This window comes from Flavobacterium sp. MAHUQ-57, from assembly GCF_051908335.1.
Lineage (GTDB): Bacteria > Bacteroidota > Bacteroidia > Flavobacteriales > Flavobacteriaceae > Flavobacterium.
The window spans coordinates 882,915-898,793 of record NZ_JBPZTE010000007.1; the positions used below are offsets into that span (position 1 = coordinate 882,915).

Annotated in this window: 11 protein-coding genes; 8 read left to right on the forward strand and 3 right to left on the reverse strand. The window is 37.8% G+C overall.

Annotated features, from left to right (window positions below):
* Positions 1 to 86 precede the first annotated feature (86 nt).
* The 3 genes from ACS8MM_RS12115 (at position 87) to ACS8MM_RS12125 (ending at position 5,275) form a co-directional block, all read left to right on the forward strand.
* Positions 87 to 2,855 (forward strand): 2-oxoglutarate dehydrogenase E1 component, encoded by a 2,769-nt coding sequence (locus ACS8MM_RS12115; RefSeq protein ID WP_379717268.1) that lies wholly within the window; start codon positions 87 to 89, stop codon positions 2,853 to 2,855.
* 54 nt (positions 2,856 to 2,909) lie between these two features.
* Positions 2,910 to 4,121, forward strand: a complete 1,212-nt coding sequence (gene odhB, locus ACS8MM_RS12120) for a 2-oxoglutarate dehydrogenase complex dihydrolipoyllysine-residue succinyltransferase (protein ID WP_379717270.1) — start codon at positions 2,910 to 2,912, stop codon at positions 4,119 to 4,121.
* A gap of 137 nt (positions 4,122 to 4,258) precedes the next feature.
* A complete protein-coding gene (locus ACS8MM_RS12125; protein ID WP_379717272.1) occupies positions 4,259 to 5,275 on the forward strand; it encodes a type I restriction enzyme HsdR N-terminal domain-containing protein in 1,017 nt (338 codons plus the stop codon).
* A 75-nt stretch (positions 5,276 to 5,350) separates the two neighbouring features.
* Here the strand turns inward: ACS8MM_RS12125 and ACS8MM_RS12130 are convergent, their stop codons facing one another.
* Entirely contained in the window at positions 5,351 to 6,226 is an 876-nt protein-coding gene (locus ACS8MM_RS12130; protein WP_379717274.1) for a helix-turn-helix domain-containing protein, read from the reverse strand.
* 100 nt (positions 6,227 to 6,326) lie between these two features.
* Here ACS8MM_RS12130 and ACS8MM_RS12135 point away from each other — a divergent pair, with 100 nt between their 5' ends.
* From ACS8MM_RS12135 to ACS8MM_RS12150, 4 genes are all read left to right on the forward strand, one after another.
* Positions 6,327 to 6,686, forward strand: coding sequence for a DUF983 domain-containing protein (locus ACS8MM_RS12135; RefSeq protein ID WP_379717276.1), 360 nt, complete (start codon positions 6,327 to 6,329; stop codon positions 6,684 to 6,686).
* A gap of 503 nt (positions 6,687 to 7,189) precedes the next feature.
* On the forward strand, positions 7,190 to 7,546 hold the full coding sequence (locus ACS8MM_RS12140) for a hypothetical protein (RefSeq protein WP_379717278.1): 357 nt from the start codon (positions 7,190 to 7,192) through the stop codon (positions 7,544 to 7,546).
* Positions 7,547 to 7,648: 102 nt separating this feature from the next.
* Positions 7,649 to 8,455: a hypothetical protein gene (locus tag ACS8MM_RS12145; protein ID WP_379717280.1), complete on the forward strand. Its 807-nt coding sequence runs from the start codon at positions 7,649 to 7,651 to the stop codon at positions 8,453 to 8,455.
* A 16-nt stretch (positions 8,456 to 8,471) separates the two neighbouring features.
* Positions 8,472 to 9,728 carry a TCR/Tet family MFS transporter gene (locus ACS8MM_RS12150; protein ID WP_379717282.1) on the forward strand — a complete coding sequence of 419 codons (1,257 nt, stop codon included), beginning with the start codon at positions 8,472 to 8,474 and terminating at the stop codon, positions 9,726 to 9,728.
* 60 nt (positions 9,729 to 9,788) lie between these two features.
* Here the strand turns inward: ACS8MM_RS12150 and ACS8MM_RS12155 are convergent, their stop codons facing one another.
* Together ACS8MM_RS12155 and ACS8MM_RS12160 are read right to left on the reverse strand one after the other, a co-directional pair.
* Positions 9,789 to 12,011, reverse strand: coding sequence for a DUF7619 domain-containing protein (locus ACS8MM_RS12155; protein WP_379717284.1), 2,223 nt, complete (start codon positions 12,009 to 12,011; stop codon positions 9,789 to 9,791).
* A 121-nt stretch (positions 12,012 to 12,132) separates the two neighbouring features.
* Positions 12,133 to 14,598: a T9SS type A sorting domain-containing protein gene (locus tag ACS8MM_RS12160; protein WP_379717286.1), complete on the reverse strand. Its 2,466-nt coding sequence runs from the start codon at positions 14,596 to 14,598 to the stop codon at positions 12,133 to 12,135.
* Positions 14,599 to 14,901: 303 nt separating this feature from the next.
* Here ACS8MM_RS12160 and ACS8MM_RS12165 point away from each other — a divergent pair, with 303 nt between their 5' ends.
* Positions 14,902 to 15,654 carry a UDP-2,3-diacylglucosamine diphosphatase gene (locus tag ACS8MM_RS12165; protein ID WP_379717288.1) on the forward strand — a complete coding sequence of 251 codons (753 nt, stop codon included), beginning with the start codon at positions 14,902 to 14,904 and terminating at the stop codon, positions 15,652 to 15,654.
* Positions 15,655 to 15,879 lie beyond the last annotated feature (225 nt).

The following is a 15,879-nucleotide window of genomic DNA, read 5'->3' on the forward strand; positions in this document are numbered from 1 at the left end:
AATGTACCAATTTCTTTAAAAGATTAGCCGAAAAGTTTATACTTTTGCATAAATTTTTTAACCTAAATCGTCCTCAGACCAATATTATGGATAGGTTTTCCTTTTTAAACGCAGCACACACGGCATTTTTTGCCGATTTATACGAACAATATCTACAAAACCCTGATAGTGTTGAGCCTAGCTGGAGAGCATTTTTTCAAGGTTTCGACTTTGCCAATGAATTTGCAAATCCGGTAGATCAACTAAATGCCATCTCAAATGGTGAAGCACCCATCAGCGGTAATGCCGAAAAATTACAAAAAGAATTCAACGTTCTTAAATTAATTGACGGCTACAGAACTCGCGGACATTTGTTCACGAAAACAAACCCGGTACGCGATAGAAGAAATTACTCTCCTGTTTTATCTTTAGAGAACTTCGGATTGTCGGATGCCGATTTGAATACGGTTTTCGACGCCGCTAAAGTGGTTAACTTACAACCTTGTCCTTTACGTGATATCGTAAAACATTTGGACAATGTATACTGTCAGCACATTGGTGTAGAATACATGTACATTCGTGACCCGAAAGTAATCGATTGGATTCAACGTCGTTTGGATATTAACGATAACTTACCGAATTTCAATACCGACCAAAAGAAACGCATCCTTAAGAAATTAAATGAAGCGGTTTCTTTCGAGAATTTCTTACATACTAAATATGTAGGTCAAAAACGTTTCTCATTAGAAGGTATCGAATCGGCTATTCCAGCTTTAGATTTCTTAATTGAAGCAGCTGCCGATAAAGGTGTAGAACAATTCGTAATGGGTATGGCACACCGTGGTCGTTTGAATGTGTTAGCTAACGTATTCGGAAAACCAACACAAGATATCTTCTCTGAATTTGACGGAAAAGATTATGACGATGATGCATTATTTGATGGTGACGTAAAATACCACTTAGGTTTAACTGCCGACAGACAAACTGCTAACGGAAAGAAAATCAACATCAACTTAGCACCGAATCCTTCGCACCTTGAAACTGTAGGTGCCGTTATAGAAGGTATCACTCGTGCAAAACAAGATAAATACTATCCACAGGATTTCTCTAAAGTACTACCTATTGCCGTTCACGGTGATGCTGCAGTAGCAGGTCAAGGTATTGTTTACGAGATCATCCAGATGGCAAAATTAGACGGATACAAAACCAATGGAACCATCCACGTGGTATTCAACAACCAAGTAGGATTTACAACCAACTATTTGGATGCACGTTCTTCTACGTACTGTACCGATATTGCCAAAGTAACTTTATCTCCAGTATTACACGTAAATGCCGACGATGCAGAAGCGGTAGTACACGCGATGTTATTCGCTTTAGAATACCGTATGGAATTCGGAACAGACGTTTTCATCGATTTATTAGGATACAGAAAATACGGTCATAATGAAGGTGACGAACCTAAGTTTACTCAACCTATTTTATACAAAGCAATTGCTAGACATAAAAACCCAAGAGACCTATATGCAGATAAGTTAAAAGCAGAAGGTACCATCGATGGTAATTATGTAAAAAGTTTAGAAGACGAATACAAAGCTTCTTTGGAAGAAAACCTGGAAAACTCTCGCAAAAAAGACTTAACGGTAATTTCTCCGTTCATGCAAGACGAGTGGAAAGGCTTTGAACAAGTTGAAGCGGAAGGAATGCTTCAAAAATACGACACAAAAGTAAGCAAAGAGGTTATTGATGCAGTAGCAAAAACGGTAACCGAATTGCCTTCTGATAAAAAATTCATCAGCAAAATCACAAAACTAATCGGTGACAGAAAAACAATGTATACCGAAACAGATAAGTTGGATTGGGCTATGGGTGAAATGTTAGCCTACGGATCTTTATTAACCGAAGGATACGATGTTCGTATTTCCGGTCAGGACGTAGAGCGTGGTACATTCTCTCACCGTCATGCTGTGATTAAAGTAGAAGATTCTGAAGAAGAAGTAATCTTATTGAATCATATCCCTGGTAAAAAAGGAAACTTCTCCGTATACAACTCTCACCTTTCAGAATATGGTGTTTTAGGATTCGAATATGGTTATGCTTTGGCTAACCCGAATGCTTTGACTATCTGGGAAGCTCAGTTCGGAGATTTCGGAAACGGTGCACAAATCATGATTGACCAATACATTTCTGCTGCAGAAGACAAATGGAACAATCAGAACGGTATCGTAATGTTATTACCGCACGGATACGAAAACCAAGGTGCTGAACACTCTTCGGCACGTATGGAACGTTTCTTACAACTATGTGCACACCATAATATGTATGTAGCCGATTGTACAACGCCTGCCAACTTCTTCCACTTATTAAGAAGACAAATGGTAACCAAGTTCCGTAAACCATTAGTGGTAATGACGCCTAAGAGTTTATTACGCCATCCGGAAGCGGTTTCTTCGGTAGCAGATTTCACAAACGGCGAATTCCAGGAAGTGATTGACGATGCTAATGTAAATGCGGCTGATGTAAAAACATTGGTATTCTGTACAGGTAAATTCTACTACGACTTAAAAGCGGAAAGAGAAGCCAACGGAAGAAACGATGTGGCATTAGTAAGATTGGAGCAATTGTTCCCGTTACCGGTTGAACAAATGAAAGCGATCATAGCGAAATACCCTAATGTAGAGGATTACGTTTGGGCTCAGGAAGAACCGAGAAACATGGGAGCTTACGGTTTCATGTTGATGAATTTCAATGAAGTGAAGTTCAGAGTAGCGTCTCCAAAAGCTTACAGTGCGCCGGCAGCAGGAAGTTATGTGCGTTCTAAAAAACGTCATGCCGCTGCTATCGCTATGGTTTTCGATAAAACCTTATTCCAATAAAAATTGTATTTTTGATAAACTGATATATAACAACACTTTATAAAATTATAACCGATGATTTTAGAAATGAAAGTCCCTTCACCGGGAGAGTCAATCAAGGAAGTAGAAATTGCAACTTGGTTAGTAAAAGACGGAGACTATGTAGAAAAAGACCAAGCGATTGCAGAAGTTGATTCGGATAAAGCAACATTGGAATTACCGGCTGAAATGAGCGGAATCATTACGCTTAAAGCAGAAGAAGGTGATACAGTAGCAGTGGGTGCTGTAGTATGTTTAATTGATACAGACGGTGCAAAACCAGAAGGTAGTGCTCCAGCTGCAGAAGCGCCGAAAGCAGAGGCTCCGAAAGTAGAAGCTCCGAAAGCGGCTCCTGCTCAAGAAACTACCTATGCTACAGGAAGTGCTTCGCCAGCAGCTAAAAAAATATTAGCAGAAAAAAATATCGATCCTGCAACAGTAGCCGGAACAGGCAAAGCAGGAAGAATCACTACAGAAGATGCTGCCAATGCAGTTCCTTCTATGGGAACACCAACTGGAGGTTCTCGTGGTTCTGACCGATCAAAATTATCCATGTTACGTCGTAAAGTGGCAGAGCGTTTAGTAGCTGCGAAAAACGAAACGGCTATGTTAACTACTTTCAATGAAGTTGACATGACTGAAATTTATAAATTACGTGATCAGTATAAAGAAGAATTCAAAGCAAAACACCAAATGGGATTAGGCTTTATGTCTTTCTTTACTAAAGCGGTAACACGCGCTTTACAGTTATATCCGGATGTAAACTCTATGATCGATGGTCAAGAGAAAATCTCTTACGATTTCTGTGATATTTCAGTAGCGGTTTCAGGACCAAAAGGACTAATGGTTCCAGTAATGCGTAACGCAGAATTATTGTCTTTCCGTGGTGTGGAAGCTGAAATCAAACGTTTGGCTTTACGTGCTCGTGACGGACAAATCACTGTAGATGAAATGACAGGTGGTACTTTCACTATTTCGAATGGTGGTGTTTTCGGTTCAATGTTATCAACGCCAATCATCAATCCTCCACAGTCAGGTATCTTAGGAATGCACAATGTAGTGGATAGAGCTATCGTGAAAAACGGTCAAATCGTAATCGCTCCGGTAATGTTCGTAGCATTGTCGTATGACCACAGAATCATCGACGGCCGTGAGTCAGTTGGTTTCTTAGTAGCAGTTAAAGAAGCTTTAGAAAACCCTACAGAAATCTTAATGGGTGGTAATCCAAGAAAAGCATTGGAATTATAATATTTCTTTTATTTCAATATAAATCCCGGACATTTAGTTCGGGATTTTTTTTAAAATCAAGTTATTCTTCTTTTTAAAGAATAATGATAGAAAGATTTTTCTATCTTTAGCATAAGTCAAATCAATTCTATTCTAATATGCCAATAAACAAACAGATAGCCAACGTCATTAAAAAATCACTCTCTAAATTTGATTTCAACAAACTTGAAGAAAAATGTACTAATGAGGCTCAAACAAGACAATATCTAATCGAACCAATTATTGAAATATTAGGATACAGCCGAATGGATGATATGCTAACCGAAATAAATGCTGGTTGGGGACAAAAAAATGATAGAGCTGATATAGGCTTACTAATAAAAGGAAAAAATCCAGAAATTATTGTTGAATGCAAAAAGTATGGAAAGACATTAACTGATAAAGAAGCATCACAATTAAATGGATATTTCATAAATACACCTAGTTCAAAGTTGGGCATTTTAACAAATGGTATTGAATGGAGAATATACAGTGCAGACGAAGCAAATAAAGAAACTAATTTAAACGTTAATCCGTTTTTAGTTTTAGATTTTAATGAAGTGAACGATACTTTAATTGACAATCTATCAAAACTACATAAAAATAATATTGATGTTAAAGAGTTATTAGAAGAAGCGACTGATTTTTATTTTATGCGCGGTTTTTCAGTTGCATTTGCTAGTGAATTGTATGACCCTTCTGATGATTTCTTAAAAGCAATTTTCAACAGAATGAATGGAAAAAGATTAACAGATCCATTAAAAACAAAAATTAGAGAACAGATTAATTCTAGTTCAATTCAAAAAGCCTTATATAAAGTCATTGAAGAAGAATCAAAAAATGGAAGTCTTATAATCACAACCGCTGAAGAATTAAAAATATATCATGCTATCAAAACAATTCTAATACATAAAAAAGAGATTGATGCAGATAGAATATCTTACAGAGACCAAAAAAACAGCTTCAATATATTAGTAGACGATAACAACAAAAAAAATATCTGCAAAATTCTTAATTCAAGAAATAATTATTCACTTGAAATTAATGGAAATAAATATGAGGTGAAAGGTATAGAAAGTGTAGTTGCACTAAAAAAACAACTTTTAGACGCCGCAATGGTTCACTTTCAAAAATAATTTTTTCATCTAAACAAAACATAATTTCTTTCCGTACTTAGAATACTTTTAAGTGCGGTTTGTTTTTTTTATTTCCTACCCATACCGTTGCAAAAACTCCGAAGGCGTTTCCCCGCACTTCTTTTTGAATAGTCGGGAAAAATAGGCATAATCCACATACCCTAAATCGGCGGCAATGGCATTGAAACTCCGTTTTTGCGAAATCAGTTCACGTTTGGCTTCCAGGAAAACCCGCTCCAGAATAATATCGGTCGTGGTCTTATTGACTTGATCTTGTGTAATTCGATTCAAATGCTTGGGCGAAACACACAACCAATCCGCATATTGTGACGCCGACTTTTCGCTTTTGTAATGCTGTTCCACCAAGCGCTCCAACTCTTGAAACTTTTCCGAATACGAATGCGTCTTCTTTTGCACTATACTATCCTCACCTATATACAAACGGGTACTTTCAATATAAATCAATTCGACCAATGCCAAAATTTTAGAAGCCTGGAACACCTTTCCAGAAGTAGCTTCCTCCAAAATAAGGGCAAACATGTTCCTAAAATAGGGTAAGTCCTCCTGCCCTAAATTCAATACCGGTACATTTTGAATACGCTGAAAGAAAGGAAACTGCAGCAACTTGGCTTTGGTGAACGGCAATTCATAAAACGATTGGGAGTGAAAAAAAATAAAACCCCGAATGTCTTCCGACAATTCCCAATGGTGCATTTGTCCGGGATTCAGAAAGAATAAACTCCCCGGCTGTATGGTATAGGTTTCAAAATCGATTTCGTGCGTACCCGATCCATGCGTAAATAGTACAGTCAAATAAAAACTATGCTTGTGCGGTTTATGAATGTTGCGATGTGCCGTTACCAGATGACTCTCTATTGTATTGGTATGAAAACCCTCCAATGTATGGGAGCTTCCAAATTGATCCAAATGCAACACTTTTAAATTCTTCATTGCTTTACCCTTTACAATATGTCCTAAAAGTACAAATAGTAGCGTGATTTAGCAATAGCCCAATGCAAACATCGCACTACCTTTACCTAAAAAATAAGTCATGTCAACTTTCTTACATATTATCGGAGAAAAATGTCCAAAATGCCATCAAGGACAGGTATTTGCTAAAAAAGGTAACATCTTCCTTTTGCAATTACCCAAGATGCACACCCATTGCTCGCACTGTAACCACAAGTTTGAAAAAGAACCGGGGTATTTCTTCGGATCGATGTTTGTGAGCTACGCACTTTTAGTAGCCGAAATGGTGGTTTTCTTTTTGATTGCCTACCAATTCATCGACAGCTTCTTAACCATTGTAGGGTTAATCGCAACGATGGCGGTTTTGTGGAGCACGTTCAACTTCCGCTTGTCACGAATGATTTGGATCTACTTACTCGACGGCCCGAAGAAGCAACTCTAAAAGGTGAACTACAAACTAAAAGTTGTGAACTAGTTTCTTTATAACGTGAACTGTAAACTAAAAGAGGTGAACTAGTTTCTTTGTAACGTGAACTATAAACTAAAAGTTGTGAACTAGTTTCTTTGTAACGTGAACTATGAACTAAAAGATGTGAACTAGTTTCTTTGTAACGTGAACTATAAACTAAAAGTTGTGAACTAGTTTCTTTGTAACGTGAACTATAAACTAAAAGATGAGAACTATACATTTAGTAACTAGTTCTCATTTTTGCTTTACAGCCAAAAAAAATAAACTTTTTATTTCCGGTATCAAACATTTTAAAATACTCAATAAGATACTGAAAAACAAATAGTTACATTCATTTTTTGATTCAGAAAAAAGATAAACAACTCATTTTCAAGATACTTTTAGATTAAAAAATAGGAATATTCTTATTTTTTGGAACGGTTTTTGGATTTCTGTATGTAATCGTAAAAAATAACAATCATTAAAAAACGAACATCATGGCAAGAAAAAAACTATCACGTGTAGTTGCATTGGAAAAAGCACGCACAAGACTGGCTGCAATTAAAAGTATCGACAATACTTTAGATTTGGGGAGCGGAGTTAACGCAAGAAGTTACGAAGATCATATTAACGCATTGAATGCTGATCTGGAAGCCTACAATACCGCTTTGAGTACGGTAGACAATTTGTACAACAACTGCATTGCAAAGATTGATGCAATTAAAGACTGGAACGAAAGGATTCTCGCTGGTGTAGCCACCAAATACGGCAAGAACAGTTCACAATATGAAATGGCTGGCGGTGTCAAGAAAAGCGACCGCAAAAAGCCTACACAAAAAAGGATGAATACATAATCCCTGTTTTTTAGTTTGACAATCCCGTTTTCCGTAAAAAGAAAGCGGGTTTTTTTGTATGTTTAACACTTCTAAAATAATCTTGGATAGCACAATTTCTATATGAAAGCAAACCTCACCCTTTTCTCCCGACCTTTATTCCTACTTGGCTTACTGCTACTCATTACTAATGATTGCTATTTCAAATATGCCTTCCCGGGAATACTTACCGGAAAGCTTTCGGATTTTGCAGGGCTGTTCATCTTCCCGTATTTCTTCTCGGTATTTATGGAGAAACAGGCGAAGTTCATTTATATCGCAACTGCCTTATTTTTCATCTACTGGAAACTGGAAATGGCACAGCCGTTTATTGATTGGCTTTCTTCAGTAACTCACCTTGGGGTTTACCGAACTGTAGATGTTACCGATTTAATCGCCTTACTGATACTACCATTTTCCTATCTGTACTTCAAAAATAAAAAAGCCTATACTTTAAAAGCCAATCCGTTAATTCAAATGACAATTGTTCTGATCAGTGCTTTTTCATTTGTAGCCACCACACTTCCTCCAGTTAAGCAAACTTCGATTGAACTAGAATCTAAAAAAACATTTCTTATCCCAGCGAAAAAGCAAACAGTATTAGAAGATTTAATGCCAACAGAGGAAATGAATGACACTGATTTTGAACACATAATTCAACCCAAAGGTTTTAAAGGCTCAATCCTTGTCAAAATCAAAGCAACAGCATACCTTGAGAACAACACAATGATTACACTAAAAGAAATCAATACTTATTTTATTGATAAAGAACTATACAACAGCTACGGTTTTGAAGAAATAGAAGACTTAAAAATTGAAGATTTTGAAAAACTTTACGAAGCGTACTTATCCGAAAAATACGGCTCGGTAAAAATCATACAACCAAAATAAACAACGAGAAAACAGTATGAAAAAAAATCAGAAACAAGCCGCTATCGGTTTTATCTTCATCACTTTATTGATTGATGTCATCGGACTTGGGATTATCATTCCGGTAGTTCCAAAACTAATTCAGGAACTGATTCATGGTGATGTAAGTGAAGCTGCAAAATATGGAGGATGGCTTACGTTTGCTTATGCCATTACACAATTCCTTTTTTCACCTTTGGTTGGAAACTTAAGTGATAAATTTGGTAGAAGGCCAGTATTATTACTTTCTTTATTTGGGTTTAGTTTAGACTATTTGTTACTTGCTTTTGCGCCTACTATCACTTGGCTATTCATTGGAAGAATCATAGCAGGTATTACAGGAGCAAGCATTACTACTGCGGCAGCCTATATAGGTGATATTAGTACTAATGAAAACAGAGCCAAAAACTTTGGAATGATTGGAGCGGCTTTTGGATTGGGTTTTATCATCGGACCTGTTCTTGGCGGATTACTTGGCCAATATGGTGCAAGAGTGCCTTTTTATGCAGCTGCCATACTTTGTCTTTTCAACTTTTTGTATGGCTATTTTATACTTCCCGAATCGTTATCAAAAAAACACCGTCGCGAATTTAATATCAAACGTGCTAATCCAGTTGGTTCTTTAATCAGTTTAAAAAAATACCCAAGCCTTATCGGATTAGTAGCGGCTGTTTTTTTACTACATACTGCTTCTCATGCTGTGCAAAGTAATTGGAGTTATTTTACCATGTACCAATTTAAATGGGACGAAACTATGGTAGGCCTCTCTTTAGGCGTTGTTGGAATACTGGTTGCCTTGGTTCAAGGTGGATTAATACGTTGGATTAATCCTAAATTGGGCGATGTAAAGAGTATTTATGTTGGCATGGCCTTATATACTTTGGGAATGTTTTTATTTGGTTTTGCTACACAAAGTTGGATGATGTTTGCATTTTTGATTCCGTATTGTTTAGGCGGAATTGCCGGACCGGCATTGCAAGCAGTAATCGCGTCTCAGGTTCCTGCTAATGAACAAGGAGAAATTCAAGGCACATTAACGAGTTTAGTGAGTGCTGCTGCGATTATTGGACCACCGCTAATGTCGACAGTGTTTTACTACTTCACACACAATGAAGCTCCGTTTACATTTGCTGGCGCACCATTTATATTGGGTGGATTCGGAATGTTGGCCAGTACGTTGATTGCCTACTTTTCCTTAAAGAAACATCATCCCGAAGCATTGGTTTACGATACTCTGGAATCCGAAGAACTATAAGCAACAAAAAAGCCCGCCTCGTTACCAGAACAAGGCGGGCTTTCTTTTAATACTTCTCATTTATTGTTTGACAATTTTGATGGTGTTTTCCAGTTGACCGGCTCTAAGCTGAATGAAATACATTCCGCTGGCCAAGTTGGTCACATCTTGAACAGCAATTCTATCGTTTACCACTTTTTTCAGTACAGTCTTTCCTGAAAGATCCATAATGGTAAGTGTATCAATTTTTGCATCACTGTTTTTAACTACCACAGAAACGATGCCATTTACCGGATTAGGGAACAGTAAAAATTCGCCAGTATTGGTCGAATTCCCCTCCAATGTTTTCACAAATTCAGTCGTACACGTATTGGTCACAATTGCAGGATTGAAATCAAAATAGATCGAAGCCGTATTTGGGATACTATCACCAATAGCATAACCCGGTTTTGGTTTTACTCTAAAATGGATAAACCCATGACCGATATCGGAATTGGCAACAGAAGGAGGCAATTGAATCCCATCGAATTTCCAGTTCAACACATTGTTTTTTCTTTCCAAAATATATGGATGACTGGCGCTTATCGTCTCAAGGGTAGCTTCATCCAATTGATTATCCAACACATCATTCACTCTCACATTAACCGCCTCATAAGTTCCGGTATTTTCAAAACGAATCGTATAATTCAGATAATCATTCTCCGTAAAAGTAGAATGTACAATTTTGCCACCATGTGCTTCCGATTTATCGTTCGGATCGTACGACCCCACAATAACCTGTCCCATGAAACTAGTATCGTTTCGAATTTCGCTATCTCCCACAACATCAGTTAGTGCAACAGTATTGGTTACGACTTGACCTAAACTAACAATAGGAATAACAGGCACCTGCATTTCTACCGTAATCATACGAGTCTCATAAGGCAATAAATTAGTAAAACTATAAGTGAATCCGTTCGCTGTTGGCAAGGTTCCCGTTTGGGAAACACTAGTAATCGACACCAACGAATCGTGGGTAAACGTTAAGGTACCATTAGGAATCACTGCATTGCCATTGTTTGTATATACGATCTGATTTTTATACGTGAATCCTGGTCTAGGAGGCGTTCCATAGGCTCTAAGCGTCACATTGGCATCAAGATAGGGCAATTCGGTCAATGCAAAATTAAGTGTTGTAATTCCTGAATTGGCAGGCACTGTTATATTATTGTAAGTTGCAGTAGCAATGCTATATCGAGCCGCTAATTCAGGGCGAATCGCATAAGATACATTATATACTGAGCTAGGGTTCGATTCATAAACCGTATGTTTACCCGTTACAGAACTTACCGAAGTCATTGCTCCTCCATTCACTTGGTAATTAAAAGTACCGGCATCAATATTATTTTCACCAACCTCTTGTGTACCATTGGAATTGGCATCCACAAAAGCATTCAATTTCAAACCACTTGAAATATTCAAATTGGTATACACTTGTGTTTGCTTCGAATCCGGCGCACCATTATAAGTAGCCGTAACGTTAAAAGTAGCGGTGGTATTTCTTCTATTAATATCTTCTTGTGTGATCACATGTCGTGCTGTAAACGTAGTACTATCGGTCGTTCCCGGAGTTAACGTAGCGATAGGACCACCTAAAACTGTAGCATTTGAACTTGTCACCATGACATTAGTCAAATCTGAAGACCTATTGTTCTTTACACTTATTTGGTAATCGATAACATCTCCAATGCTTGTATATCCGTCCCCATTTAAATCGACATATTCCCCTAGTGCAGTTATATCCAAAGAAGTAATCTGAACAATCAAATGATAACTACATCCCATGCTATCCGTAACAATTAATTGGTAATATCCAGATTGTAAACCTGTGAAAACATTAGCCGTTTGCGAACCTATTATAGGTCCACCATTCATGGATAAAGTATACGAGTATCCGGGAGTTCCACCTGTGGTAATCACTGTAATAGTATTCCCATCCACTATAGCAGTGGCAACTAGGGGAACGGAATAAACAAGGCTTGCCGAACCGAATGCTGTTTGTCCATTGGAATCGGTAATAAGAAACCCATAAGTTCCCGGAGGCAGAGCAACAAATCGGAATGTTGAAGCGTCCACTTGTTGAGTAACCCCAGCTGGAGGGGTTAGTGCTATAGTATAAGGAGCACTACCACCAAAAGCAGTGACGGTTAAACTTCCGTCTGCACCAAAACAACTTGCGTCTTGAATATTCAAATAATAATTAAGCTGCGAGTACATGGCATTACCACACAACAATACCAACAAGAAGAATAGTTTTTTCATCATAAATACGGTTTTATGCAATTTAAGGTCCGACAAAAGTACCAAAAAAAAGAGCCCTTTAACAGAATAAAGCACAGCTATTCCGTTTATTAGTTCCTTATTGTCAAATCTATGGTATGCAATACTATTGTTTAACCACTTTGATTGTCGATTCTTGCTGACCCGCTCTGATGGTAATGAAATACAAGCCATTGGCCAATGATGTGACATCGGCTATCACAACAGAATCGTTCACAGACTTTTTCAAAACAGTTTTTCCGGTTACATCTACCACATTAAGTGAATCAATTCTATTACTACTATCTTTTAAGGCAATGGTAACCATTCCAGTAGTAGGATTCGGATAAAGTGTAAAAGCACTTTGATCAAAGTCATCAGTACTTAAAGCACTTACAAATTCCGTCGTATACGTATTGGTCACAATCGCCGGATTGAAATCAAAATAGATCGAAGCTGTATTGGGTATATTATCACCAATAGCATACCCTGGTTTTGGTTTTATTTTGAAAGTAATATAACCATGCCCTATCCTTGTATTGGCAACAGAAGGGGGAAGGTCAATACCTTCAAAACTCCAATTTAAGGTATTACCAACACGTTTCATCATATATCCATGACTTGCATCAACCATCTTAACGGAAGTTTCATCCAATTTGGCATCGAGAACATCAACTACTTTTACATTTTCAGCCTGATATGTTCCTGTATTTTCAAATTGAATGGTATAGGTCAGATAATCATTAGACGTAAAATCGGCATGAAGTATTTTACCACCATGTGCTTCTGTTTTATCATTGGGATCATATGAACCCACAATAGTTTGAGCTACTGTAGCTGAATTATTCCCAGCGTTTGTATCGTTGACAGGAACTGTTGCTGAAACTGAATTCGTGAGCAGTTGCCCTAGGTTAACCGTAGGAATCGTTGGGACTTGCATCGTGACAATAACATATCGCGTTTCTCCAGATAAAAGGTTGGTAAAATCATAGGTAAAACCATTAGTTGTATTGATTGCTCCAGCCTCTGAAATAGTGGTTATCGTAACATTAGCATCTTTAGTAAAACTTATTGTTCCTGATGCAACAGTTAGATTTCCGTTATTTCTGTACATAATTCTATTCTGATATGTAAATCCGGGTCTCGGCGGAGTTCCGTTTTGAGAAATTGCCGTTTCCAAATCTGAAAAAGGCGCTTGGGTTACCGGAAAACTATACAATGTTACTCCTGAATTGGGAATATAACCAACATTGGCATAACCCGTTGTGGTCAAATTATACTGAGAAGCAAATTCCGGATTGATGGCATACGTCAAATCATACGAATTAGCCGAATTGGATTCATTGATAAAGTAATCTCCGTTAGATGATGTAACATGATTCACGACACCACTGTTGTTCAGTTCATACCCAAACTGCCCGTGGGTAAAGTACGGCTCATTGACTTCTTTGGTTCCGTTAGCATTGGAATCTATAAATGCATTCATCAGGATTCCTTCATTGACCACTGTAATAGTTACTGTGGCAGTATCATTAATTACCGGACTATTCGTGGCAAATATCATATAGTCAAAAGTATACACTCCGTTTGGAGTTCCTGACAAGACACTGACTGTCCCGTTTGGATTCAAAATAAAACCACTGGGTACTGAGGACGACGATAAAACAAAAGAAGATGGATTTATCAAGTTGGATCCCTGGAAGTCATTACTCAAAACCGAATAAGTTGAAGTCGAAATACTTCCGTTCACAGGATAAACAGTAACCGCATCATCGTTGGCAATAACCGGATGTATGGTGACAGTAGTTGTTCCTCTACATCCATTTTGACTTACTACAACGATAGTGTAAGTCCCTGGTGGAACATTGGTAAACACACCCGATGACTGAAAAGGTGTTGTTATAGGTGACTCAATAGCAAATCTAAAAGGTGCAGGTCCGCCTGAAGGAGTCGCTACTATGTTGTTATTAATCACAGTTGCCGTCACAGTCGGCGGGAAAGGTGATGCAATTGTAAGAGGACTGGAAAGGGTCATAGCTCCTGATACCACATCTTTTACTGCAAAAGTATAAACCCCTGACTGTACTACATTAAAGGTATTAGACGATTGAAATGTAACCCCATCGATTGAATACTCATAATTACCTGATCCGCCTGTAGCAGACACAAATACTGATGCACTGTCAACACAGCCTAAATCTCTTGTTATAAATGCGGAACAATACAAGGGAGAATTTGCACCATAAGTCAAAGGCCCTGCCCATTCGGCACTGGAACCTCCCGGGCAAAGCATTCTTACATATACATCATATTGTGTACTGGGAACAGCACTATCGAGTATAAAAGAATTGCCAGGAACCGTTATAGTCCCGGCAGGAGGCGTTGGATTATTTGTAGGCGCCGTTGTACCCGCAGGAACTATCAGCAATAGCCATGAATCACTACCAAACGTACTGGGTTCCCAATCTGCAACAATCTGTCCTCCGGTTGTAGTAAATATTCTGAAATCACCAGGAGCAGGACATATTTGAGCGAATGATGTTAGTATACTCCCGAAAACAAACAACAATACAACAAGATAGTTTTTCTTCATAGATTGGGTTTTATATTTTAAAGCGAATAAAGATACCGAAAAAAAGAATACAAGATAAATTGCAACGTTCTTAACTATCATTTCATTAACCTTTACCTTTTGATTAAACCGTTCTCGCTTTTCAATTTATATAGTAGGCTTTAATGTATGTAGCAAATCAATTATAGTGATGATAAAAAATTCACATCTTATTTTGAATCGTAAAGCAACTAGAAAAACATCTCCAAACATCACACTTTTCCTTTGTGAGAATACCCTATAAATTAATGGAACAATTCTTATCTTTGAAACAAATAAAACCGAATGACTTCTTCCCCACCTTTAAAAATATACTTTGCAAGTGATCAGCACTTGGGAGCACCGACACCTGAAGCCAGTTTTCCGCGTGAACAAAAATTTGTAGCCTGGCTGGATGAAATCAAACACGACGCAGAAGCTATATTCCTATTGGGTGATCTCTTCGATTTTTGGTTCGAATATAAAACTGTTGTTCCTAAAGGTTTTGTACGTGTTTTGGGCAAATTGGCCGAAATTCGCGACAGCGGTATTCCCATCTATTTCTTTGTGGGCAATCACGATTTGTGGATGGACGATTACTTTCAAATGGAATTGAACATTCCGGTATACCATACTACCAAAGAATTCAACTTTAACAACAAAACCTTTTTAATTGGACACGGAGACGGTTTAGGTCCTGGCGACAAAGGATACAAACGGATGAAAAAAGTGTTTACCAATCCATTTTCAAAATGGTTGTTCCGATGGTTACATCCGGATATTGGCGTAAAACTGGCGCAATACCTTTCGGTTAAAAATAAATTGATTTCAGGTGCTGAAGACGTGAAGTTCCTGGGTGAGGAAAACGAATGGCTGGTGCAATATGCCAAACTAAAACTTACCTCAAAACACTATGATTATTTTGTTTTCGGACACCGCCATCTTCCCTTGGAAATAGATCTGAATGAAAATTCCAAATACATTAATTTAGGCGACTGGATTGGGCATTTCACCTACGGTGTTTTTGACGGAACCAATTTCAAAGTTGAAAAATATTAATTCGTTTTTTATTTCTTTAAAATTGAAGTACTTTTGTGCCGTCTCAAAGGGGTGCTCTAAATAACGAGCTGAGATTATACCCAATGAACCTGGAACAGGTAATGCTGTTTAGGGAAGGGCTGAGCGTTACGAAATGTCCAGCGGATATTTAGCGAAAGAGCCGACTGATAAAGCGGCCTTTCAATTAACGTTTCTGCGAGAAAATCATTATTTAATTATAACAGA